Annotated in this window: 27 protein-coding genes; 15 read left to right on the forward strand and 12 right to left on the reverse strand. The window is 63.2% G+C overall.

Going from position 1 to position 22,807, the window contains the following annotated elements:
* Window positions 1-197 precede the first annotated feature (197 nt).
* From ACZ2HM_RS16125 to ACZ2HM_RS16150, 6 genes are all read right to left on the reverse strand, one after another.
* A complete protein-coding gene (locus tag ACZ2HM_RS16125) occupies window positions 198-488 on the reverse strand; it encodes a UvrB/UvrC motif-containing protein (protein ID WP_470426872.1) in 291 nt (96 codons plus the stop codon).
* A gap of 129 nt (window positions 489-617) precedes the next feature.
* Window positions 618-977 (reverse strand): hypothetical protein, encoded by a 360-nt coding sequence (locus ACZ2HM_RS16130; RefSeq protein WP_176482657.1) that lies wholly within the window; start codon window positions 975-977, stop codon window positions 618-620.
* Between the two features lie 158 nt (window positions 978-1,135).
* Window positions 1,136-1,528: a PIN-like domain-containing protein gene (locus tag ACZ2HM_RS16135; protein WP_096060874.1), complete on the reverse strand. Its 393-nt coding sequence runs from the start codon at window positions 1,526-1,528 to the stop codon at window positions 1,136-1,138.
* Entirely contained in the window at window positions 1,525-2,244 is a 720-nt protein-coding gene (locus ACZ2HM_RS16140) for a DUF433 domain-containing protein (protein WP_141249448.1), read from the reverse strand. Before ACZ2HM_RS16140 ends, ACZ2HM_RS16135 begins: the two co-directional genes overlap by 4 nt.
* 538 nt (window positions 2,245-2,782) lie before the next feature.
* Window positions 2,783-4,144, reverse strand: a complete 1,362-nt coding sequence (locus ACZ2HM_RS16145; RefSeq protein ID WP_096061000.1) for a methyl-accepting chemotaxis protein — start codon at window positions 4,142-4,144, stop codon at window positions 2,783-2,785.
* A gap of 88 nt (window positions 4,145-4,232) precedes the next feature.
* Complete coding sequence (locus tag ACZ2HM_RS16150) at window positions 4,233-5,753, reverse strand: fumarate hydratase (protein WP_470425710.1); 1,521 nt, start codon at window positions 5,751-5,753, stop codon at window positions 4,233-4,235.
* A gap of 586 nt (window positions 5,754-6,339) precedes the next feature.
* Here ACZ2HM_RS16150 and ACZ2HM_RS16155 point away from each other — a divergent pair.
* The 4 genes from ACZ2HM_RS16155 (at window position 6,340) to ACZ2HM_RS16170 (ending at window position 10,805) form a co-directional block, all read left to right on the forward strand.
* Window positions 6,340-8,232 (forward strand): ribonucleoside-diphosphate reductase subunit alpha, encoded by a 1,893-nt coding sequence (locus ACZ2HM_RS16155; protein ID WP_069065901.1) that lies wholly within the window; start codon window positions 6,340-6,342, stop codon window positions 8,230-8,232.
* A gap of 66 nt (window positions 8,233-8,298) precedes the next feature.
* Window positions 8,299-8,562 carry a hypothetical protein gene (locus ACZ2HM_RS16160; protein ID WP_470425711.1) on the forward strand — a complete coding sequence of 88 codons (264 nt, stop codon included), beginning with the start codon at window positions 8,299-8,301 and terminating at the stop codon, window positions 8,560-8,562.
* Window positions 8,563-8,574: 12 nt separating this feature from the next.
* Entirely contained in the window at window positions 8,575-9,621 is a 1,047-nt protein-coding gene (locus ACZ2HM_RS16165; RefSeq protein ID WP_470425712.1) for a ribonucleotide-diphosphate reductase subunit beta, read from the forward strand.
* 560 nt (window positions 9,622-10,181) lie between these two features.
* A complete protein-coding gene (locus ACZ2HM_RS16170; RefSeq protein ID WP_037473215.1) occupies window positions 10,182-10,805 on the forward strand; it encodes a glycine zipper 2TM domain-containing protein in 624 nt (207 codons plus the stop codon).
* A 22-nt stretch (window positions 10,806-10,827) separates the two neighbouring features.
* Here the strand turns inward: ACZ2HM_RS16170 and ACZ2HM_RS16175 are convergent, their stop codons facing one another.
* Window positions 10,828-11,349: a thermonuclease family protein gene (locus ACZ2HM_RS16175; RefSeq protein ID WP_470425713.1), complete on the reverse strand. Its 522-nt coding sequence runs from the start codon at window positions 11,347-11,349 to the stop codon at window positions 10,828-10,830.
* A 144-nt stretch (window positions 11,350-11,493) separates the two neighbouring features.
* On the opposite strand from ACZ2HM_RS16175, the gene ACZ2HM_RS16180 reads away from it, so the two are divergent.
* Complete coding sequence (locus tag ACZ2HM_RS16180) at window positions 11,494-11,904, forward strand: group II truncated hemoglobin (protein WP_470425714.1); 411 nt, start codon at window positions 11,494-11,496, stop codon at window positions 11,902-11,904.
* A gap of 4 nt (window positions 11,905-11,908) precedes the next feature.
* Here the strand turns inward: ACZ2HM_RS16180 and ACZ2HM_RS16185 are convergent, their stop codons facing one another.
* Window positions 11,909-12,199 carry a hypothetical protein gene (locus ACZ2HM_RS16185; RefSeq protein WP_037473218.1) on the reverse strand — a complete coding sequence of 97 codons (291 nt, stop codon included), beginning with the start codon at window positions 12,197-12,199 and terminating at the stop codon, window positions 11,909-11,911.
* Window positions 12,200-12,350: 151 nt separating this feature from the next.
* Here ACZ2HM_RS16185 and ACZ2HM_RS16190 point away from each other — a divergent pair, with 151 nt between their 5' ends.
* Genes ACZ2HM_RS16190 through ACZ2HM_RS16210 form a run of 5 tightly spaced genes read left to right on the forward strand, consistent with a single transcriptional unit; the run spans window position 12,351 to window position 15,297 of the window.
* Window positions 12,351-12,731 (forward strand): RidA family protein, encoded by a 381-nt coding sequence (locus ACZ2HM_RS16190; protein WP_470425715.1) that lies wholly within the window; start codon window positions 12,351-12,353, stop codon window positions 12,729-12,731.
* A gap of 6 nt (window positions 12,732-12,737) precedes the next feature.
* Window positions 12,738-13,094 (forward strand): ArsC family reductase, encoded by a 357-nt coding sequence (locus ACZ2HM_RS16195; protein WP_037473222.1) that lies wholly within the window; start codon window positions 12,738-12,740, stop codon window positions 13,092-13,094.
* 38 nt (window positions 13,095-13,132) lie between these two features.
* Complete coding sequence (locus ACZ2HM_RS16200) at window positions 13,133-14,131, forward strand: glycerophosphodiester phosphodiesterase (protein WP_470426873.1); 999 nt, start codon at window positions 13,133-13,135, stop codon at window positions 14,129-14,131.
* 40 nt (window positions 14,132-14,171) lie between these two features.
* Complete coding sequence (locus ACZ2HM_RS16205; protein ID WP_037473224.1) at window positions 14,172-14,600, forward strand: RrF2 family transcriptional regulator; 429 nt, start codon at window positions 14,172-14,174, stop codon at window positions 14,598-14,600.
* A gap of 37 nt (window positions 14,601-14,637) precedes the next feature.
* Entirely contained in the window at window positions 14,638-15,297 is a 660-nt protein-coding gene (locus tag ACZ2HM_RS16210) for an MBL fold metallo-hydrolase (RefSeq protein ID WP_470425716.1), read from the forward strand.
* A gap of 3 nt (window positions 15,298-15,300) precedes the next feature.
* On the opposite strand, the gene ACZ2HM_RS16215 is transcribed toward ACZ2HM_RS16210, so the two are convergent.
* Window positions 15,301-15,732, reverse strand: coding sequence for an MAPEG family protein (locus tag ACZ2HM_RS16215; protein WP_470425717.1), 432 nt, complete (start codon window positions 15,730-15,732; stop codon window positions 15,301-15,303).
* Window positions 15,733-15,940: 208 nt separating this feature from the next.
* On the opposite strand from ACZ2HM_RS16215, the gene rpmF reads away from it, so the two are divergent.
* From rpmF to ACZ2HM_RS16240, 5 genes are all read left to right on the forward strand, one after another.
* Window positions 15,941-16,120: a 50S ribosomal protein L32 gene (gene rpmF / locus ACZ2HM_RS16220; RefSeq protein WP_006957677.1), complete on the forward strand. Its 180-nt coding sequence runs from the start codon at window positions 15,941-15,943 to the stop codon at window positions 16,118-16,120.
* A gap of 66 nt (window positions 16,121-16,186) precedes the next feature.
* On the forward strand, window positions 16,187-17,215 hold the full coding sequence (gene plsX, locus ACZ2HM_RS16225; RefSeq protein ID WP_069065910.1) for a phosphate acyltransferase PlsX: 1,029 nt from the start codon (window positions 16,187-16,189) through the stop codon (window positions 17,213-17,215).
* Entirely contained in the window at window positions 17,212-18,180 is a 969-nt protein-coding gene (locus tag ACZ2HM_RS16230; RefSeq protein WP_470425718.1) for a beta-ketoacyl-ACP synthase III, read from the forward strand. The genes plsX and ACZ2HM_RS16230 overlap by 4 nt, the downstream gene beginning before the upstream one ends.
* A gap of 76 nt (window positions 18,181-18,256) precedes the next feature.
* A complete protein-coding gene (gene ihfA / locus ACZ2HM_RS16235) occupies window positions 18,257-18,547 on the forward strand; it encodes an integration host factor subunit alpha (protein ID WP_037472241.1) in 291 nt (96 codons plus the stop codon).
* A gap of 88 nt (window positions 18,548-18,635) precedes the next feature.
* A complete protein-coding gene (locus ACZ2HM_RS16240) occupies window positions 18,636-18,974 on the forward strand; it encodes a MerR family transcriptional regulator (RefSeq protein WP_470425719.1) in 339 nt (112 codons plus the stop codon).
* Here the strand turns inward: ACZ2HM_RS16240 and ACZ2HM_RS16245 are convergent.
* Genes ACZ2HM_RS16245 through ACZ2HM_RS16255 form a run of 3 tightly spaced genes read right to left on the reverse strand, consistent with a single transcriptional unit; the run spans window position 18,969 to window position 22,779 of the window.
* On the reverse strand, window positions 18,969-19,490 hold the full coding sequence (locus tag ACZ2HM_RS16245; RefSeq protein ID WP_470425720.1) for a GNAT family N-acetyltransferase: 522 nt from the start codon (window positions 19,488-19,490) through the stop codon (window positions 18,969-18,971). The genes ACZ2HM_RS16240 and ACZ2HM_RS16245 overlap by 6 nt on opposite strands.
* Complete coding sequence (locus ACZ2HM_RS16250) at window positions 19,487-20,029, reverse strand: SixA phosphatase family protein (RefSeq protein WP_037472246.1); 543 nt, start codon at window positions 20,027-20,029, stop codon at window positions 19,487-19,489. The genes ACZ2HM_RS16245 and ACZ2HM_RS16250 overlap by 4 nt, the downstream gene beginning before the upstream one ends.
* The gene (locus tag ACZ2HM_RS16255) at window positions 20,026-22,779 is read right to left on the reverse strand and encodes an ATP-dependent DNA helicase (RefSeq protein ID WP_470425721.1); all 2,754 of its coding nucleotides are present in this window, start codon (window positions 22,777-22,779) and stop codon (window positions 20,026-20,028) included. Before ACZ2HM_RS16255 ends, ACZ2HM_RS16250 begins: the two co-directional genes overlap by 4 nt.
* Between the last annotated feature and the right edge of the window lie 28 nt (window positions 22,780-22,807).

Raw genomic sequence — 22,807 nt, forward strand, 5'->3', positions numbered from 1 at the left:
CAGGGAGGGCTTATACCATCGCGCAATAAGGCTGACTCATGCGCGCTGTTCCCCGGCGAAGGCCGGGGTCCAGTTCTGACCGTGGAACTGGACCCCGGCCTTCGCCGGGGAACAACAAGCTATAGGTTCCCGTCAATGCACCTTGGTATTAGACAGCGCAACCGAGGCGCACCGCCAACAGCGCCGCACCCACAACCTCACGACCCGCCACGCTTCCCGCGCCTCCCCCGCGCCGCCGTCATCGGATCAGGCTTCGTCGGCGGGGTCCAGCCCGGCGGCGGGGTCATGCGCTGCTGGCTGGTGCCAAGGCCCATCGCGCCGGGGCGGGATCGCTCCACCCCGGACAGGTCGGCCGCCTTCGCCTCCGCCGCGCTGGCGCCCCCGCGCATCAGGCTGATCGCGTCGCGGCACCGCTTCGCTTCCTCGAAATCGAGCGCTTCGGCAGCCGCCGCCATCTTGCGTAACAGGGTTTCGATCGTGTCGTCCATGGCGGGTGAACGCGCGATCGGTGCGTTAGGCTGCATGGCGGCGAGCGTCGGCCAGTCGGCGTGGTGTCAACCAAGCCCGGAACGGACCTTCGTTCGGCCGCCAACCGCCATCGCCTCACCGATACCGCCTCACTGATAATGCAGCTTCTTGTCGAACCCCTCATTCGCCTTGGCCATCTTGGCGATCTTGCGCAGCTGGCTGCGGACATGCCGCTCGAACCGCCCATCGTCATAAACGCCCGTCGCCGCATAGTCTTCCTGGCGGATCAGATCCTTGAGGCGCTGGGCGAACAGCGCCTGCGTCTCGATGCAATCGGGCAATTGCAGGGCACGGCACACCCATTCCTCGGCAGCGGCCTTGTCATACTCATCGCGCGATTCATAACCGCGCCGATCCGCCGCCGCCTGATCCAGCCGCGCCGCATCGCACCGCCGCGCCAACCAGTGCCGCACCACCGCCCCATCCCACGCTATCGACGGCTCGCTCATGATTTACTCCACATCTTGGTCATCATGGCACCCATAGAGGAGGAGAGTGGAGAAGCTACCATGATGGAAGGAGGCAACTGCTCGACCGACATGCGGCAGTTGTCGCCGTTCGCCTGCAATTTCTCTGCGTTTAGAAGCGGACACTCGCGCGTTGGACGTCAGAACCCGCGCAATCGATCCCCTGTCGCGCTGATCTCATAGCAGCCTGAGCTTACCGATTCCGATAGGTTGACGAGGGATGGCCACAGCGTCAGCAGTCGTGCTGCGATACGCTCCGTTGGCCATTTGGCAACCGATGGTGATGGGAAGAAGCCGATCAGGCCGGAGGCTAAGAACAACTGCCGAGACGGACGCTTCTTTGCAATGTTGCGATCTCCAGTCAGAACGCACCAGCGCCCTTCCTGCCCGAGCATCTTGATCCAATCTTCGTCAGAGAGGTTACCTCTTCCAAACTTGTCCTTGATGTGGATGACGACATGCTCGTCATCAAAGAACGCGCCGAGCCCTCGGGCAAGGCGTGGAGGCAGGTTGTTATCGACTAGGAGCTTCACGCTGCTTTGCGATTGCCGATGCTGACCTCGTAGGCAATGGCATCACGGATTACGCGTGGTTTGATCTCGTAGACCTTCGCTGCCCGATCCACCGAACCTTCTGCCTCCACAATCTCAACAATTCGCGCAGTGGAGATCCCATAGTCGGCTAAGATCGGTTGGCCGAATGAACGGGTGGGATCTGCCACGACAGTCTTCTTGCCATGCAGCAACCACCAGCGCTCTGCACCAGTCGGACCAAAATCCAAATCCTGTAGGCTTGGCTCGACTACCCTTTTGAAAACACCTTGGCTCTTGCGCAGGTCGATGAAAACTGGCTCGTCGAGGTTACGGGTGATTTCGAGAAAGATTGTCTTTCCATCGGTCTTGAACTGTTGCGTCGAAAATGGGCGCTCATCGCCCACAATCTCTCGGGCGCGTTCAATGCACTTCCTGATCGTAGGGAGGCCGATGCGCTTCTCGCGCAGTGCGTTAACGATTCTCGCTTCAATGAGATCGCGAAATCCAAGTAGAACGCCGTCCTCGTCATGCGCATATTGGGGACGCCATAGGGCGTCCTCCGAACGACCATCATGTGCATAGCCAAGGAGCCACCGCCGCAGGGTGGCGGGGCTCATCCCGACCATGCGAGCCGCTTCCAGTGCGGTGTATACACCTATGCCAAATTCAGCGGTTTCCATATCTGCTTTATAGCCACAGCGTTTGCCGCGCGCCAAGCGCTTTGCTTGCAACTGGCTGTTATGCAATTCGACGACCGTGTGGCATCGAGATGGCTTACAGACCTGCCAACCCTTCAGCGCCGATGGCGATCTAAAATGTCGGTCGCAGACGCTTTGCGTCTGGACCAATAGGAGCGGCTAATCATCACCACACCGACGGCGGCGGTGAACGGGCGGCAGCAGTTGGGAGTAAGTGGGTGCTATATATAACGCCTATTTGACATTGGTCATCCAGACCGATCTGACCCCACGCAAACGTCAGATATCTCTGTACATCCGCTCTGAACCGGTCGTTCTGCAACCGGCCAACACCCCTCTGTCCTACATCCCCCAAACCATGCCACACTCGCCCCGCTCTTTCTCGCCGTCCGTCCCCCTCGACCCGCGCGCCCATAAGCGCGCGCCCGCACTTCGCAAAATTTCTCCTATTGCGAAATCGACGCTACCCGTCCGTTCGCCTACGATTGCGTGGCCTGCGACGGTGTGAACTTCACAGATTTGGCAAGGGCGCGCCGGCCGCTTTGCCGGGCCGCGCTTAGCCCTGGTCCTGATAGGCCATCTGCAAAATGCCCCAGTGCCGCCCCTTCACATGGATCGACGCGATCACCTGTTTGAGCAGCAGCACTTCGCCGCTGGCGGTCAGACGGCGATAGGCTTTGATGCAGAAGGGCTGGGTGGTCCGCGCCTGTTCGCGCGTGTCGGGAAAGTCGAAGATCAGCCCCTGCCGCGCATGTTCCGCGTTCCAGGCGTCGTCGCCCGGCCGCTGCGGCTGCGCGCGTTCGGGCATGGCCACTGCGCCATAGGCGTTGCGGTCGGTGAAGGTCATGCCGAACAGCCCGGTAAAGCCGCGTGCCCGTTCCTGCTGCGCGCGGGCGACGGGCAGGATCACCGCCTGCACCGGATGCGTATATTGCGGCGGGTTGGTGCCGGGGATCGGCGCATAAGCGTCGCTGAAGATCGCCGCTTCGCTTGCCTCACCGCGCTCGATCGCCCGCTCTATGGCGTCCGCGACCTTTTGCGCCGACTCCAGGCTGAAGCGGATATAGGGCGAGTCGGGAATATCGACCCCGCTTTCGGCCAGATATTGCAGCAGCATATTGGTGTCGCTGCTGGCGGTCGACACGCGGCCCGACAGCCGTTGCAGCCCGTCGGCATTGGCGCTCGACGTGCTGGCCAGCGTCGCGATGCCGGTGCGGATTTCGCCCGCGGACCCGACCATCGACGCGATCCGCCGCGCCACCGTCTCGCTGTTGCTCGACAGGTCGAGCATCAGCGCGGCGAGCCGTTCGACCAGCGTTTCGATGTTGCGCGTGTCCGACTGGGCGGTGCGCGCGGTCTGCGCGCCCTGGGTGATGCTGGCGAGCATCCCGCCCGCCTCGCCGGTCAGCGCAGCGATCGACTGTTCGATGGTCTGGGTGGCGGCGGCGGTTTCCTGCGCCAGTTTCTTCACCTCGGCCGCGACCACGGCAAAGCCGCGCCCCGCATCGCCCGCCCGCGCCGCCTCGATCGTGGCGTTGAGCGCTAGAAGGTTGGTCTGGCTGGCAATCCCGCTGATCATGCTGGTGACATGGGCGACGGTGCGCAGCGCCTCGCCAAAGCCGTCGAGCCGCGCATGGATATGGCTGACCTGGTCGATCAGGTCGACGAAATTGCTGTTGGCTGCGGAGAGCTGGCGGCCCGAATCGTCGATGATGGCGCGCGCCGCGATCGCCTGTTCCCGCGCATCCTGCCCGGCCAGCGCCACGCTGTCGCCATCGCGCGACAATTGCCCGGCGGCACCGCTGATCGCCTCGATCATCTGCGCCTGCTGCGTCACCCGGTCGGCCAGTTCGCTGATGTCGGCCTGCAAATCGAGCGTGCGAATGCCCAGGTCGCCCGACAATTTGGCGACCTTCATGACCGCTCTGGCGACGGTTCCGATGTCTGCGATATTCCCCATTTCCATGGGGGTATCGCAGCATGGTGAAGGAAGCGTTAGCGCGCGCTCACACCCCTTCCAGCAAGCCTTCGCGCTTGATCTTTTCCTGCCAGACCAGCGGGGCGAGATGGTGGACATTCTGCCCTTCGCTGTCCACCGCGACGGTCACCGGCATGTCCTGCACATCGAATTCGTAGATCGCTTCCATGCCCAGATCCTCGAAGCCGACGACCTTCGCGCCCTTGATGGCGCGCGCGACCAGATAGGCCGCGCCGCCGACCGCCATCAGATAGGCGCTCTTATGCTTGGCGATGGCTTTGGTCGCGGCGACGCCGCGCTCCGCCTTGCCGACGCAGCCGAGCAGCCCCTGTTCCAGCATCATGTCCATGAAGCTGTCCATGCGGGTGGCGGTGGTGGGACCGGCCGGGCCGACCACTTCGTCGCCGACCGGATCGACCGGGCCGACATAATAGATGACGCGGCCCTTGAAATCGACCGGCAGCTGTTCGCCCCGGCTCAGCATATCCTTGATCCGCTTATGCGCGGCGTCACGGCCGGTCAGCATCTTGCCGTTCAGCAGCAGCCGGTCGCCATGCTTCCAGCTTTGCACTACTTCCGGCGTCAAGGTGTTGAGATCGACGCGGATCGCTTCCTTGCTGGGCGTCCAGTTAACATCGGGCCATTCGGACAGCTTGGGCGCTTCCAGATAGGCGGGGCCGGAGCCGTCGAGCGTGAAATGCGCGTGGCGCGTCGCGGCGCAATTGGGGATCATCGCCACGGGCTTGCCCGCCGCATGGCAGGGATAGTCGTAAATTTTGACGTCGAGGATGGTGGACAGGCCGCCCAGACCCTGCGCGCCGATACCCAACGCATTGACCTTGTCGAAAATCTCGACCCGCATCTTCTCGATGTCGGTCTGTGGTCCGCGCGCCTTGAGTTCGCCCATGTCGATGGGCTCCATCAGGCTTTCCTTGGCCAGCGCCACCGCCTTTTCCGCGGTGCCGCCAATGCCGATGCCCAGCATGCCGGGCGGGCACCAGCCGGCACCCATTTGCGGGATCATGTCCAGCACCCAGTCGACGATCGAATCGCTGGGGTTCATCATCTTGAACTTGGTCTTATTCTCCGACCCGCCGCCCTTGGCCGCGACGTCGATGACGACCTTGTTGCCTGGCACCATCTCGACCGACAGGACGCAGGGCGTGTTGTCCTTGGTATTCTGGCGGGTGAAGGCGGGATCGCGCAGGATCGAGGCGCGTAGGCGGTTTTCGGGGTTGAGGTAAGCGCGCCGCACGCCTTCATCGATGACGTCCTGCATCGACCGGCTATTATCGTCCAACCGGCATTCCATGCCCCATTTGACGAAGACATTGACGATGCCGGTATCCTGGCAGATCGGGCGATGCCCCTCCGCGCACATGCGGCTGTTGGTCAGGATCTGCGCAATGGCGTCCTTGGCCGCCGGGCTTTGCTCCGCCTCATAGGCTTTGCCGAGCGCGCGGATATAATCCATCGGGTGATAATAGCTGATGAACTGGAGCGCGTCGGCCACGCTCTCGATCAGATCGGCGGTTTTGATGAGCGTCATCTACCCTAGTCCCCATATCTGCGGCCCGGTCCTGCACGGCGGGTTCCTGCTTGGGCTGGGGCTATACGCATCCCCGTTCTCAAGTCCAGTGTAGGCAGACAGGTACATAGGTGCGAAGCCCGACTCCGGCCGCGCACGCATTTGCGTGGCAAGCCCCTATATATTTTTTTGGGGCCATGCTCCCCCTTGCCTTTTGCGGGGGGCAGGGAAGTCCATGCGTCGCGGCGTTGCGACAGGCAAAAGCGGCGATGAAATGAATCGGGCGAGCGACGAACGGAGTCTCTAAACGGTCATTTACCCTCTTGCGTCCCAAAGGGGCTATGGCACTATCCCTTGTATCGGGTTAACGGGGGTCACCCAACAGATTGTGATTGCGTCGCGGAACCTGGTTTCGCTTGAAGGGCATTTTGTCCGTGCGATCGCGGTCTTGCGGGCCTCGTTCCGGTCCCGGCACGAAACGGTTTGCGGCGGATGCGCGACTGGACGGCGCGGGGCTTGACCGAATCGAACGGAACAGGAACATTCGGGGGCTGAGATGGATTTTCGAGATAGCGGACAAGGTGGTACTGGCGACGTGGCGACTGTGATGGATGAAGTGTTGGACGCGGTAGCGGCAACGAATAAGGCGGCTCCGGCCAAGGCGCAGCCCAAGGAGGCGGCACCCCTGACCTCCTCGACCGTGGTGGAGCGTCGCTTCGACATCGTGACCGATGCGTCGCGCGATGCGTTGCTGACCGAATTCGGCAAGGATACGCTGAACGACCGCTATCTGCTGCCCGGCGAATCCTATCAGGATCTGTTCGCCCGCGTCGCGTCGGCCTATTCGGACAATCAGGACCACGCCCAGCGTGTCTATGACTATATCTCCAAACTCTGGTTCATGCCCGCCACCCCGGTCCTGTCCAATGGCGGCACCGGACGCGGCCTGCCGATCAGCTGCTATCTGAACTCGGTGGACGACAGCCTGGAAGGCATCGTCAACACCTGGAACGAGAATGTCTGGCTCGCCTCGCGCGGCGGTGGCATCGGCACTTATTGGGGCAGCGTGCGCGGCATCGGCGAGCCGGTGGGCCTCAACGGCAAGACGTCGGGCATCATTCCTTTCGTTCGCGTGATGGACAGCCTGACGCTGGCGATCAGCCAGGGCAGCCTGCGTCGCGGTTCGGCCGCCTGCTATCTCGACGTGTCGCACCCGGAAATCGAGGAGTTTCTCGAAATCCGCAAGCCCAGCGGCGACTTCAACCGTAAGGCGCTGAACCTGCATCACGGCGTCCTTTTGACCGATGAATTTATGGAAGCCGTGCGCGATGGCCGCGAATTCCATTTGCGCAGCCCCAAGGACCAGTCGATCCGGTCCACCATCGACGCGCGCGCGCTCTTCCAGAAGCTGGTCGAAACCCGGCTGGCGACCGGCGAGCCCTATATCGTGTTCAACGACACGGTGAACCGCATGATGCCCAAACATCATCGCGACCTGGGGCTGAAGGTCTCGACGTCGAACCTCTGCTCGGAAATCACCCTGCCGACCGGGCGCGATCACCTCGGCAATGATCGCACGGCGGTCTGCTGCCTGTCGTCGATGAACCTGGAAACCTGGGACGAGTGGAAGGACGAAAAGCTCTTCGCCGAAGACATCATGCGCTTCCTCGACAATGTGCTGCAGGATTATATCGACCGTGCGCCGCCCGAAATGGCGCGCGCCAAATATAGCGCCAGCCGCGAACGCTCGGTCGGCCTTGGCGTCATGGGCTTCCACAGCTTCCTCCAAGCGCGCGGCATCCCGTTCGAGGGCGCGATGGCCAAGTCGTGGAACCTGCGCATGTTCAAGCATATCAAGGGCCAGGTCGACGAAGCCTCGATGCAGCTCGCCATCGAGCGTGGCCCTTGCCCGGACGCCGCCGACCAGGGCGTGATGGAGCGTTTCAGCTGCAAGATGGCGATCGCGCCGACCGCGTCGATCAGCATCATCTGCGGCGGCACATCGGCTTGCATCGAACCGATCCCGGCCAATATCTACACCCACAAGACATTGTCGGGCAGCTTCTCGATCAAGAATCCTTACCTCGAAAAGCTGCTGATCGAGAAGGCGAAGGACAGCAACAATGTCTGGAACTCGATCCTCGAACATGGCGGCAGCGTCCAGCATCTCGACTTCCTGACCCAGGAAGAAAAGGACACGTTCAAGACCAGCTTCGAAATCGACCAGCGCTGGCTGCTCGAACTCGCGGCCGACCGCACCCCCTATATCGACCAGGCGCAGTCGCTGAACCTGTTCATCCCGGCCGATGTGGAAAAATGGGATCTGCTCATGCTCCACTTCCGCGCGTGGGAACTGGGCATCAAGTCGCTTTATTATTTGCGCTCCAAATCGGTCCAGCGCGCGGGCTTTGCCGGTGGCGTGGAAGCCGACAACACGATCGACGCGCCCAAGTTCGAGATCGAAAGCACGGACTATGACGAGTGTCTGGCCTGTCAGTAAGCGCATAAGCGCCTCTCCCCTAGTGGGAGAGGATGCTCATCTTGCTTTGAGCTAGGGTCGTTAGCCATGTGGTTTGTAGTTGCGATGTCACTTTGGTCGATTGGATATGGCATCTACGCCATGATCCGAGCCAACCAAGTTGCGCAGGGAAATGCGGCATTCATTGCAAGTGGCAAGGAAACTTACTTTGAGCAGCGGCGGGAATGGAGCACTTATGGCACCACCCCGCCCACCGATATCGCGACCGTTCGTAAGAAAGGTCGCAGAGAAATTCTAGTTGGTGCGTTCGGCCTGATCGTCGCTACCACATTCACCTATTTTGCGAACTAGGGAGTTCGATCCATGTCTCTTCTTCAAGCCTCCAAGCAATATAAGCCGTTCGAATATCCCTGGGCCTACGACTTCTGGAAGCGCCAGCAACAGCTGCACTGGCTGCCGGAGGAAGTCCCCTTGGGCGAGGATTGCCGCGACTGGGCGCAGAAACTGTCCGATCATGAGCGCAACCTGCTGACGCAGATCTTCCGCTTCTTCACCCAGGCCGACGTGGAAGTGCAGGATTGCTACCACGAAAAATATGGCCGCGTGTTCAAGCCCACGGAAGTCAAGATGATGCTGACCGCGTTCAGCAACATGGAAACCGTGCATATCGCGGCTTACTCGCATCTGCTCGACACGATCGGCATGCCCGAAAGCGAATATAGCGCCTTCCTCCAATATAAGGAGATGAAGGATAAGCATGACTATCTGCAGCAGTTCGGCGTCGATACCGACGAGGATATCGCCCGTACCCTGGCGATGTTCGGCGGCTTTACCGAAGGCCTGCAACTCTTTGCGTCCTTCGCGATGCTGATGAACTTCCCGCGCTTCAACAAGATGAAGGGCATGGGCCAGATCGTCACCTGGTCGATCCGCGACGAGACGCTGCATTGCGAGGGCATCATCAAGCTGTTCCACGCCTTCTGCGCCGAACGCGGCTGCCTGACCCCCGCGGTCAGGGAAGATATCATGGATATGTGCCAGAAGACGGTGCGGATCGAGGATGCGTTCATCGATCTGGTCTTCGAAATGGGGCCGGTTCCGGGCATGACGGCGAAGGATATTAAGAAATATGTCCGCTACATCGCCGACTGGCGGCTGGGCCAGCTTGGCTTCAAGCCCATCTACATGATCGAAGAGCATCCGCTCCCCTGGCTCAGCCCGCTGCTCAACGGCGTGGAACATGCCAATTTCTTCGAAACCCGCGCCACCGAATATTCAAAGGGCGCGACGCGCGGCCAGTGGAACGACGTGTGGGACGCCTTCGACCGCCGCAAGGCCCGCGCCGTGCCCGCCAATGCGGATGAGGTGGACCCGGACATGTTCAAGGCGGCTGGGATCGCGGCGGAGTAAGCATTTAAACGGCTAATGACAGGAGGTGCAATCAGACGATATTTTTCGCAATGACATAGACTAAACCCGATTGCGGAACAGCATCACTAATTTTTTAGTCCTCTGGTGAATGGCGGATAGAGATCAACTCAGGCCACCAGACTTCACTATGCTACATATACGGTGATGCCCTTTCAAAACTGGGTTAAACTCGTTTAGAAGGATAACCTGATTATGCTATTTTGCAGCGTATATCAGGATTGGAATGGTGCGTGGGTTTGGGAAATCCTCGATGATGAGGGCCTATACCTCAGGTGTGAACGCTCATTTGAGTGTAAAACCGATGCACATAGTGACTTGGAGAATGCGAGCCACTTGGTGCGCTCGCAGTTTTGCTTTCATTAAATCCAATTTTGGGGGGCAGGCGGGCGACCGTCTGCCCTTCCAGACTAGAAGCTATACCACATCCGAATGCCCCGTCTGTCCTGCCTATGAACAGCCCGTTTTGTTCCGTTCATGCAACATCCTGTACACTCTGGGGTTCTGACAGCAGAGACACGACCCCAGGGAAGGACCCGCCCATGACATTCACCTTCAAACAGGCCATTGCCGCCTTGTCGCTCGGCGCGATGACGCTGACGGGGCTTGCCGCGACGCCAGCCTTTGCGCAGCCGGGCCGCGACAATCGCGAGCGGCGCGAAGATCGCCGCGATGACCGGCAGGAGCGTCGTGCCGACCGCAAGGATGACCGCCGCGACAATCGTCAGGATCGTCGCGCCGACCGCCGCGATGATCGCCAGGACCGCCGGGTGGATCGTCGGGATGATCGCCGCGACTGGCGTCAGGATCGTCGGAACGACCAGCGCGTGACCTATCGCCGTCCCGGCCGTCCGGTCTACAGCTATGACTGGAACCGCCCCGACCCGCGCTATGGCCGCAGCTATCGGCCCGACCGCTATTATCGCGGCGGCTACCAGCCGATCCGCGTCGATCGCCGCACCCGCATCTATCGTGGCTATGACGACCGCTATTATTGTCGCCGCTCGGACGGCACCACCGGCCTAATCGTCGGCGCGGCGCTGGGTGGATTGCTCGGCGGCCAGATCGACCGTGGCCAGTCCAACATCGCCGGTATCCTGATCGGCGGCGGCGCGGGCGCGCTGCTGGGCCGCGAAATCGACCGTGGCGGCGTGAACTGCCGCTAACAGGAGAATAGGGGCGCTGCGTTCAACACCAGGGACGCCGCGCCCCGTCCCATTCCCGCGCCAGCCCTTCGGCCACCAGCATCCCGCCGATCGAGCTACCGCCGCGCGTCACGACCCGCAACGACCGGCCATAGCGGTCCACATCGCGATCCACGCTTTCCAGCGTGAAGGGACCGGCATTGAGCAAGACTTGCAGCCGCTGCGTGGCCTGCGCGCCCAATGCGCCCTCGGCGGCGCAGCGCGGCCCATGGGTTTCGGGTGTGTCGATGTCGGCGATCCGATATTTCGCGCCCTTGAACCAGAATGTGTCGCCATCAACGACGCAATCAGTCCCGCCGCCGCTGTGGCAAAAGCCGAACTGCGCCGATAGCGTATCGCTGCTTTGACTTTGCCCGGTTACTGGAATCGTCGGCAGCGTTCCCCGCTCGATCCACTCCGGTCCATACCAGCCCAGCAGCAGCCCCAGACATAGGATATAAATGAAAGATGGGCCGCTGATGGCCCCGCTGCGCCGGTTGTTGCGCCCATATGCCTGTCTTGCCATCGGGCGAGCCTAGGTGGCCAACAGCAAATGACAGGTTAAAGTGCGACCATCTTCGCGCCGATCCGGCGCGATTTGACCGGGATCAAGGACAGGGCGCGCGCCAACGCCATGCTGAAAGGGTTATCCGAAACGGAGCCATCTCCCATGAACGCAGCCGCGCCGCCCAGCCCCTATGCCCGCATCGGCGGCGAACCCGCCGTTCGCGCCATCGTCACCCGCTTTTACGATCTACTGGAAGAGGACCAAGCCTATGCGGACCTGCGCGCCGTCCACGCCGCAGACCTTGGCCCTGTGCGGCACGGCCTGACCCGCTTCCTGACCGGCTGGCTGGGCGGCCCGCGCGACTGGTTTGAGCGCGGGCCGTGCATCATGTCGCTGCATCGCGCCTTTCCGATCACCCCGGCGTTGGCGGATCAATGGGCGATGGCGATGACCTGCGCCATTGCAGCGCAGGACGATATCGATCCCGCCATTGCCGATTCGATGACGCAGGCGCTGGGCCATATGACGCGGGGCATGATCAATTTGGGGCTGGACGACAGCGCCGCCGCCTGACGACTTACTCGTCGTCTTCGGTCGTCCCGAAGGCGTCATCCTCATCGTCCATCTGCGGCTCGCCCGCATAGGCATCCATGTCGATCCGGCCCGACCGGTTCATGTCGTTCATCCGCTCGACCAGGTCGGGCACATCGTCGGGAATGATCTGCGCCGGATTGGCGTGGCCGCCCCGCTCGCTATCTTCCGACGGATCGGTCGCGCGCGCTTGCGCGTCGGCGGCGACGTCCTGCGCCTGCGTGCCCGCATCGGCCTGTTCGCTATTGTCTTCCGTGTCGGGGGTAGGGCGGTCCATGGCCGGTCTCCTTATAGGGATTGATCGCCCTTCAACGGTCGGCATCGCGGCGCGTTCCCCGGGAACCACTGGCCCCGGAAACCACTGGACAGCGCCGGGCCGAAAGGCCAAAGGCCCAAGCGATCCTTTTCGCACTGCAACAGGAATCCTCATGCCTCGCCAGCTCATTTCGTCCGGCTCGCCCTTCGAGGCGCAGGTCGGCTATTCGCGCGCCATCGTCCAGGGCGACTGGTGCTTCGTCGCCGGAACCACCGGGTCGGACCCCGAAACCAAGATGATGCCCGACAGCGTGGTCGATCAGGCCGCCAATGCGCTCAAGGTCATCGGCAAGGCGCTGGAGGATGCAGGCTTCTCGTTCGCCGACGTCGTGCGCGTCACTTATTATATCACCGACCCGGCTTATTGGGACGATCTGGGCCAGGCGACCGCGCCGGTGTTCGGCACGATCCGTCCCGCCGCCAGTTGCGTCGTCACCGGCCTTATCAAGCCGGAGATGAAAATCGAAATCGAAGTCACCGCCTTCAAAGGATAAGTCGCCATGATCACCATGTACGGCATCAAAAATTGCGACACGATCAAGAAGGCCCGTAACTGGCTGGACAATGAGCGCGTCCCCTACAGCTTCCACGACTATAAGGTTTCGGGCGTGGATAAAGCCAAGCTGGAGGAGTGGGTCATGGAACATGGCTGGGAAACCATCTTCAACCGTTCCGGCACCAGCTTTCGTGCGCTCGACGCAGGGGACAAGGCGCATATCGATGCGGACAAGGCGATCCTGCTGATGATCACCAATCCCTCGCTGATCAAGCGGCCGATCCTCGACACCGGCAAGGGCACGATCATCGGGTTCAAGGCCACGACATACGAAAACGCGCTGCAAGGCGTTTCGGCTTGAGGGGCGGGGATGTGGTGCGGATCGGCTTGTTGCTGTTGATGAGCCTCATCCCCCTTTCTGCCGCGCGGGCCGATCCGCTGATCATCGCCCATCGCGGTGCCAGCGGGGAGCGGCCCGAACATACGCTCGCCAGCTATGAGCGCGCCATCGACCAGGGCGCGGACTATATCGAGCCGGATCTGGTGCTGACCAAGGACGGCGTTCTGGTCGCCCGGCATGAAAATGAGATTGGCGGCACCACCGATGTCGCCGACCATCCCGAATTCGCCGATCGCAAGACGAGCAAGACGATCGACGGTATCGAAATGTCGGGCTGGTTCACCGAAGATTTCACCCTTGCCGAACTGCGCACCCTGCGCGCCCGTGAGCGGTTGCCGGACCTGCGCACTGCCAACAAGCGGTTCGACGGCCTCTATCCGATCCCCACTTTCGAAGAGATAGTGCAACTGGTGCGCGCGAAGGAGGCCGAGAGCAGCCGCCGCATCGGCCTGTATCCCGAAACCAAGCATCCGAGCTATTTCGCCGGGCTGGGCCTGTCGCATCAAGGGCCGCTGCTCGATCTGCTGAGCCGCTATGGCTATCAGACCGAGGTCGACCCGGTTTTCATCCAGTCGTTCGAGGTCGGTAATCTGAAAGCGATCCGCGCCACCTCGCGCCTGCGTCTCATTCAGTTGGTGGATGCAGAAGGCGGCCCTGCCGACCTGCCCGGCACCAGCTATGCGGATATGCTCACCGTTCAGGGGCTGACCGATATCGCGGCCTATGCCGATGGGATCGGGCCGTCGACGGCGCTGGTGATTGCACCCGAAGGGGCGACGGCGCTCGTCGGTCGCGCGCATGATGCGGGCTTGCAGGTCCATGTCTGGACCATGCGGATGGAAAACAGCTTCCTGCCGCCCCAATATCAGCGGCTCGATGATCCGCAGGGGTTGGGCGATTTTACGGGCTATGTCCGCGCCATCGCCGCCACCGGGGTCGACGGCCTGTTCAGCGACTTTCCGGGTCAGGCGCGGGCGGCGCTGACGCCCGCGCGTTGAGCGGGTTGTAAAATCGGCCGAGGGGGCGAATAACGACGCTATGTTGTCCCAGAAGACCCGTTACGCCATCCGCGCGCTGCAACATCTTGCCGATCGCTACCGCCAGGGTCCGGTGCCGCTCGGCGAGATTTCCACACGACAGAATATCCCGGCGAAATTCCTGACCGTCATCCTCTCCGAATTGTCGCGCGAAGGGCTGGTCGCGACCCAGCGCGGGCGGGACGGGGGCTATTGGCTGGCGTTGGCACCCGTTGATATCAGCTATGGCGACATTGTGCGGATGACGCGCGGGTCGCTGGCGTTGACCCCCTGCGCCAGTCGTTTCGCGCATGAAAGCTGCACCAACTGCCTGCCCGAATCGGAATGCCGCCTGCACCGCGTGATGCTGCGCGTTCGCGATGAAACCGCCAAGGTACTCGACAGCATCAGCCTGGCGGAGCCCTTTGCCGCGCTGGACGAAGCGGTCTAGCCTTGCGCCCGCCGCGTCGCTTCGCCACATCGGGGGCATGACGACACCTCCGCTCAAAGCCATGCTGATCCCGGTCACCCCGCTCCAGCAGAATTGTACCCTCTTTTGGTGTACCCAAACCATGCGCGGTGCCTTCGTCGATCCGGGCGGCGACCTGCCGGTGCTGAAACGCGCGGCGGCGGAGCAGGGGGTCACGATCGAGAAATTGCTCGTCACTCATGGCCATATCGACCATTGCGGCCAGGCGGGGGTTTTGGCCCGCGACTTCGGCGTGCCGATCGAAGGACCGCATGAGGAGGACCGCTTTTGGATCGAGCGCTTGGCCGAAGACGGCAAACGCTGGGGCGTGCCGGGCGAGAGTTTCGAGCCCGATCGCTGGCTGCAGGATGGGAACCAGGTGACGGTCGGCAACCTGACCTTCGACGTCATCCATTGCCCCGGTCATACGCCGGGCCATGTCGTGTTCCACCATGCGCCGAGCAAGCTCGCCATCGTCGGTGACGTACTGTTCCAGGGATCAATCGGCCGCACCGATTTCCCGCGTGGCAATCATCAGGATCTGATTGATGCGATTACCGGCAAGCTGTGGCCATTGGGGGGTGACACGGCCTTCGTCCCCGGCCACGGCGCGATGAGCAATTTCGCCCATGAGCGCCGCACCAACCCCTTTGTCGCCGATTCGGTGCTGGCCGGATAGAGCCTATACCTGTGCCGCCAGTGCGGGCGGCACAGGCATTTCGCGCGTGGCGGTGTAGGCGATCGTCAGCGCCGTGATCGCGAGGCCGACCATCACCAGCCAAGTGACCAATGCGCCAACGGCCCGCCAGACGGTGGGCTTGTCCGCATCCATGCCAAAGCCGTGCGCTACGCGCGCCAGCACATAGACCAGCGCCGCGATGGACAGCCATAAGGAGCCACCCACCGCTAGCTCGACGAGGGCGAACAGGATCAGCACGATCGGCGTATATTCGATGAAGTTGGCCTGGGCGCGCATCCGCCGCGCCAGTAGCCCGCTGCCGCCGTCGCCATGCAGCACCTTGTCCTTGGCGCGGAGCCGGACGCAGCGAATCGCCAGCCATAGGTTGAGCAGCGCGCAGGCTGCGGCAAAGGTCAGCGTGATCGGCAAAGCCATGAAAATTCCCCCGTTGCGGTAGGGCTTCAGTCTAGGGCGTGGGGCGCGATCGGCAAGGAAGGACTTGCGCCCCGAACAAAAACCGCTATAGGCGCAGGGCTTCGCGATCACCCGGGCCGCATGGGTCTGCGGCGCCTTGTGGCGTCTGCGTCTCCATCGGAAACCGGCCAGTCGCACAACCAGATAATTTACGGAACAAGGTGCCGACATGGCTGTCCCCAAAAGGAAAACGTCCCCCTCCAAGCGCGGTATGCGCCGTAGCCACGATTCGCTGCGCGTCGAAGCATTCCAGGAATGCTCCAACTGTGGCGAACTCAAGCGCCCGCACAATCTGTGCGGTGCCTGTGGCCATTATAACGGTCGCGAAATCGTCGCCGTCGGGGCGTAAGCCAGTCTCGATCTCCGCAAAGGGGTGATCAGCGTGTCCAGGCAACCGCGAATCGCAATTGACGCGATGGGCGGGGATGAAGGCGTGCGTGTGATGATCGCGGGTGTTGCACTCGCGCGTCACCGGCACGATGGACTCCTTTTCACCCTGTTCGGTGACGAAGCGCGGATCAAGGCCGCGCTCGACAGCCACCCTAATTTGCGGGCCGCATCGGACGTCGTTCATGCCGCTTCGGTGGTCGATGGCGCGGACAAGCCCGGCGTCGCGATCCGCAAGAAGGACAGCTCGATGAGCATGGCCATTGCGGCCGTGAAATCGGGTCAGGCCGGGGCGGCGGTATCGGCGGGCAATACCGGCGCGCTGATGGCGATGGCGAAAGTGGCGCTGCGGACCATGCCGGGCGTCGATCGCCCTGCGCTGGCCGCGATGCTGCCGACGCTGGGCGACAATGACGTCATCATGCTCGACCTGGGCGCCAATACCGAATGCGACGCGCGCAACCTCGTCCAGTTCGCGGTGATGGGCGCGGCCTATTCGCGTATCGCCTTCGACCTTGAACGGCCGCGCGTGCGCCTGCTCAACATCGGCACCGAGGATCTCAAGGGCACGGACGAGATTCGCGACGCCGCCGCCATATTGCGCGCCGCCGACACCCTGCCGCTTCAGTTCGATGGTTTTACCGAGGGCGACAAGATCAGCCGCGGTGATACCGACGTGATCGTGTGCGACGGTTTTTCAGGCAATGTCGCGCTCAAGACGGCGGAGGGCACCGCCCGCTTCGTTACCGACGTGCTGCGCAAGGCGTTCACCAGCTCGATCCGCTCGAAGATCGGCTTCCTGATCTCCAAGCCTGCCATGCACCTGCTCAAACATCATCTCGACCCCAACAACCATAATGGCGCGGTTTTCCTGGGCCTCAACGGCGTCGTCGTGAAAAGCCATGGCAGCGCCGATGCCAAGGGCGTGGCCAATGCGGTCCATGTTGCCGCGCGGCTGCTGGAAGAGGACATCACCCGCCGCATCGCCGCCGATATGGCGGGCATTGCGGACCTGTCGGCTACTAAAGCCGCCAAGCTGGAGCTGCCCGTCAAGTGATCCGTCGATCGATATTGCTGGGCACGGGCTCGGCCCTGCCCGTTCGCGCGGTCAGCAATGCCGAACTGGCGGAAACCGTCGATACCAGCGACGAATGGATCGTTGAGCGCACCGGCATCCGTAACCGCCATATCGCGGGGGAGGGTGAAACGACCTCTACGTTGGCGACCGATGCTGCCCGCGCTGCGCTCGACGCGGCGGGAGTCGCGCCGCAGGATATCGACCTCATCATCCTGGCGACGGCAACGCCGGACCAGACTTTTCCTGCCACCGCGACCACCGTCCAGGCCGCGCTTGGCATCGACGATTGCGTTGCGTTCGACGTTGCCGCCGTCTGTTCAGGCTTTCTCTACGCCATGACCGTGGCCGACAGCATGATCCGATCGGGTGCCGCACACCGCGCGCTGGTGATCGGCGCGGAAACCTTCAGCCGCATCCTCGACTGGGAGGATCGCGCAACTTGCGTCCTGTTCGGCGATGGCGCGGGCGCTGTGGTGTTGGGGGCAGAGGAAAGCGCGGATGGCGCGCGCGGTATTCTGGCGTCGAAACTCCATGCCGATGGCCGCCACAATCAGCTTCTCTATGTCGATGGCGGCCCGTCCACGACGCAGACCGTGGGCAAATTGCGGATGCGCGGGCAGGAGGTGTTTCGCCATGCGGTCGTCAACCTCGCCTCGGTCCTCAACGAAGTCATGGCGATGGCGGGCCTGACCAATGCCGACATCGACTGGCTGGTCCCGCACCAGGCTAATGCCCGTATCCTCGACGCGACGGCGCGCAAATTGAAGCTGTCACCCGACCGGGTGGTGGTGACTGTCGATCGTCACGCCAATACCTCTGCCGCATCGGTTCCGCTGGCGCTCGACCTCGCGGTGCGCGACGGGCGGATCAAGCCGGGCGAACTTATCGTCCTGGAAGCGATGGGCGGCGGCTTCACCTGGGGCGCCTGCGTCATTCGCCTGTGACGTAACGGCAGGCAAAGCTTGCACATTTGGTATAAATCGGTCAATTTGGCGCTCTGTCATCGGGGAGCGACGGGTTATGAGCGGCACGGGTACATTGACGCGCGCGGATCTGGCGGAAAGCCTCAACCGCCATGTCGGCTTGTCGCGGGCGGAAGCCGCTGCGCTGGTCGAATCGATCCTCGATCATATGTCGGTCGCGCTGGAGCGCGGCGAGAATGTGAAGATCTCCAGCTTCGGCACCTTCGTCCTGCGCGACAAGACGCAGCGCATGGGCCGCAATCCCAAGACCGGGGTCGAGGTGCCGATCCAGCCGCGTCGGGTGTTGACGTTCCGTGCCAGCCAGACGATGCGCGACCGGGTCGCCTGATCCCCGTCTCAGCCCACTGGCTTTTTCTTCTTTCTCCGACATTTACCATGGTTGACGCGCGCCCGGCTGTGGGTGCAACATCGCTGTCATGAAAAAGGTGGAGGGGGCATTTCTGACCATCGGCGAATTGGCCGGTGAACTGGGCCTGGCCCAGCATATCTTGCGCTATTGGGAAACACGGTTTCCGCAGTTGCGACCGCTGCAACGCTCCGGCAATCGGCGCTATTACCGCCCCGCCGACGTCGATCTCGCCCGCCGCATTCACCATCTGCTGAATGTGGAGGGTTTTACCGTCAAGGGGGCGCAAAAGGCGCTGGAGGATGGCAATGGGGCTGCTCTTCCGGTTTCGCCGCCGCAGGCCGAAGATGACCTGCTGACGCGTCTCGAAACCATCCGTGCGACGCTGGCGCGCGCGATCGCTTTATAGCGTTCGCGCATAGATGAGGTCGCGGAACGGCACGTCCCCGACCATGAAGGTCAATTCGCCGATCTCGCCAAAGCCGTGTCGCGCATAGAAGCGACGTGCGCGTTCGTTCTGCGGATAGACGGCGAGTAGCAATCGGCGCGCCCCGCGCCGCTGCGCTTCTTCGACCACCAGCGCCATGATCCTATCGCCATGCCCACCACCCTGCCAGCCATGCAGCAGGTAGACGCGCTTCAATTCCACGTCACGCGCCGGGTCGGTGGCTATCGGCAGGTCCGGTGGGGTGATCATCGCATAGCCCACCGCCGCGCCGAGCGGGGTTTCACCGATCAGCACCGTCTGCGCCGGATCGGCGAGCGCTGATGCATAATAGGCCTCGCCATGCGCGGTGCGGATATGGGCGGTCAGCGCCGCACCCGGATGATCATGGGCAAAGCTGGTGAGGAAGGTCGCCCCGCCTAATATGGAGAGGGCAGGGGCGTCGCGTGCCTCCGCCCGGCGCCACGTGATCGGCGTCACCGCGAACTTGGCCCCAATGCGGGGTCGAGGTCGCGCGGTCGGGTGAAGCTGGCTAGTGTTGCGACACCTTCTTTTGCCTGCGACCAGCGGTCGATGGCGAGGTCAAGCACTGCTATGCTGGCGGTCGGGAACTTCGCCTCCACATTCTCGCGCAAGTCATTGTTGCCATCATCAGGAACCAGATCGAGGATCAACTCCTCCAGCCCCGGATTATGCCCGGCCATCAACACGCTGTCGGCCTTGTCGGGGAGGTCGCGGACGACATCGAACAGGATGGGGGAGGAGGCGAGGTAGATGCGCCGGTCCCAATGCGCGTCGAGTATCTGGCCATAGCCTGTGAAGAAGACGTCCAGCGTCTCCACGACCCGCACGGCAGGCGAGGCGACCAGCATGTCGAACTGCATTGCGCGGCGCGCGGCGAACTGGCCCATCAATATGGCAGCCTTTTCGCCCCGGCGGTTCAACGGCCGGTCGAAATCGCGAGCCACCGGATCGTCCCAGTCCGACTTGGCGTGGCGCAACAGGGTCAGCCGTTTCATTCTGTCTCCTGGGGGGGCATGCCGGATTCGGCCCCCTGATGCCCCAAAGCGGCGGCTTCGCCAAGCGTTTGCGCGCGCGCGCTGGCGTTGACCGCCAGGATCGCTTCGTCCAGCGTCAGGCGACGGATCGGCGTTCCCGGCGGGAAGGCGCTCAATAGTCGGCTGGGCATGGCGGCCGACAGGATCACGAAACTGCCCCTGTCCTCGGCCCGGCGGATCAGTCGCCCGAACGCCTGCGCCAGCCGCGCGCGGATCAGCCGGTCGTCATAGGCATTGCCGCCGCCCGCCAGTCGCCGCGCCGCGTGCAGCACTGTAGGCTTGGACCAGGGCACCCCCTCCATCACCACCAGCCGCAGCGAATGGCCCGGTACGTCCACACCGTCGCGCAAGGCATCGGTGCCGAGCAGCGAGGCGCGCGGATCGTCGCGGAAGATATCGACCAGCGTGCCGGTGTCGATCGGGTCGACATGCTGCGCGTAAAGCGGAAGGCCCGCGCGCGCCAGCCGGTCGGCAATGCGCGCATGGACGCCGCGCAGCCGCCGGATCGCGGTGAACAGCCCCAGCGTACCGCCGCCCGCCGCCTCGATCAACCGGCCATAAGCACCGGACAAGGCGGCGATGTCGCCCCGTTTGATGTCGGTGACGATCAAGACTTCAGCGCGCTCCGGATAGTCGAAGGGGCTGGCCGCCTCGAACCGCTCGGCACCATGGGGCAGGTGGACCGCGCCGCTGCGCCCCTCCGCATTGCTCCATTCGCCGCCGCCCTTCAGCGTCGCGCTGGTGACGATCACCCCCTGCGCCGGTTTCAGCACGGCTTCGGCGAGCGGGCGGCTGGGGTCGAGCCAGTGGCGGTGGATACCGATGTCGAACTCGCGCCCCTCGATCCGGTCGACCGCCAGCCAGTCGACATAGTCGGGGTCCGCCGGGCCGCCGATGCGCGTCAACAGTGCAAGCCAGGCCGCGATCAGGTCGCGCCGCCAGCCGAGCGATGCCACTGCGCCCTCGATCCGCGCCCGCGCCGCGCTGTCCAGCCAGTCGGGCGCGTCTTCGATCACCGCTTCCAGCCGCCGTCCCAGCCGCACCAATGGCTTGATGAGCGCGTCGAGCGCCAGCGCCGCTTCCTGTGCCGCCTCGACCAGTGCGCCGTCCGGTTCGGCCAGCTCGGTTTCCATGCCATAGCCTGCATCCGCCTCGCCCGTATCGGCGGCGCGGGTATAGACGGTGGCGCGCACCGCGGTCAGCAAGGCTTCCAGCGCCCCGAACGGTTCGCCTGCGACAACGCGTTTCAGCCATTCGTCGGCGGGTAGCGTCTGCGCTGCGTCAATCGCCGCGCGGATCGCCTGTCCGCCCTCCTCATCATAGCTGGCAAGGTCGGACAGGCGCGCCGCCAGCCCGCGCCGCCGCCCGCGTGATCCACCTTCCGGCCCCATGATCCAGCGGCGCAGCTCGATCGCTTCCTGCCCCGACAGCGCGACCGAAAAGGTCGAATCGGCGGCATCGAACAGATGATGGCCTTCGTCGAAGATGATCCGCTGTGGTCGCTGGCCGGTTTCCCGCCCGCGTGCGGCGTTGATCATGACGAGCGCATGGTTGGCGATGACGATGTCCGCATCCGCGCTCGCCCGCGACGACCGCTCGATGAAGCATTTGCGATAATGGGGGCAGCCGGCATAGATGCACTCGCCCCGCCGGTCGGTCAGCGCGGTCGATCCATTGCGCCGGAACAAGGTAGGCAACCAGCCGGGCAGGTCGCCGCCGACCATGTCGCCATCCTTGCTGAACGCCGCCCAGCGCGCGACCAGTTGCGCCAATATGGCCGCGCGCCCGGTGAAACCGCCTTGCAGCGCGTCTTCCAGATTGAGCAGGCAGAGATAATTTTCCCGTCCCTTGCGCACCACCACGCGCTTGGCGGCGACGGCTGGGTCGGGAAAGAGGCGCAGCGATTCGCGATCGAGCTGGCGCTGCAGCGCCTTGGTATAGGTCGACACCCACACCGTCCCCTGCGCCTGTCCCGCCCAGAGCGAGGCGGGGGCGAGATAGCCCAGCGTCTTACCGATGCCGGTGCCTGCCTCGGCGAGCAGCATATTGGGCTGGTCGCGATGGCGACGCGGCAGGAAGGCGGCACTGGCGGCGGCGGCATAGGCGCGCTGGCCAGGACGCGGCTCGGCTCCCGCACCGGTCAGTGCGTCGAGCCGGGCCAGCACCTGCCCTTCATCCAGCGCGATCGTGCGCGGCGCGGGACGGGGCTGCGCCTCCTCCCATTCGGGCAATTTGGAAAAGAGCCAGCGTTCGGCTTCCTTGGGCTTGGCGATGCGCGGCGCGACCAGTAGTGCCCAGGTCCAGCGCAACCGGTGCAGCGATTGCGCTGCGGTCCAGCCGCCTTCGCGCTCGGTCCAGTCGGTCGATCCCAGCCGATCGAGCATCACTTGTGCCGCTTGTTGCAGCAGGCCGGGAATGTCGCCTTCGCTGGCCGGAACCGCCAAATTGAGCGCCGCCGCCAGCCCCTTGGGTGTGGGCACCAGAAAGCGGGCGGGGTGAAGAAAAGCCCATAATTCCAGCAGGTCGAGGCCGTTCAATTCGGGATAGCCGAGCCGCTGGCCGGTCAAAGGTGCATTGAGCAGCAGCACGGGGGTTTCGGCCGCGCGGGCGATCGCCCGTCCCTTGGCAAGCCCTTGCGTGCGGCCGCCATCGCGCAACCAGATGCCACCATGGCTGGCGTGAAGGGCGGGAAGGTCGGCGGGGTCGATCACCTGCCCGGCTTAGGCGAACAGGAACAAA

The sequence above is a fragment of the Sphingobium sp. KKT206 genome, from assembly GCF_055640555.1.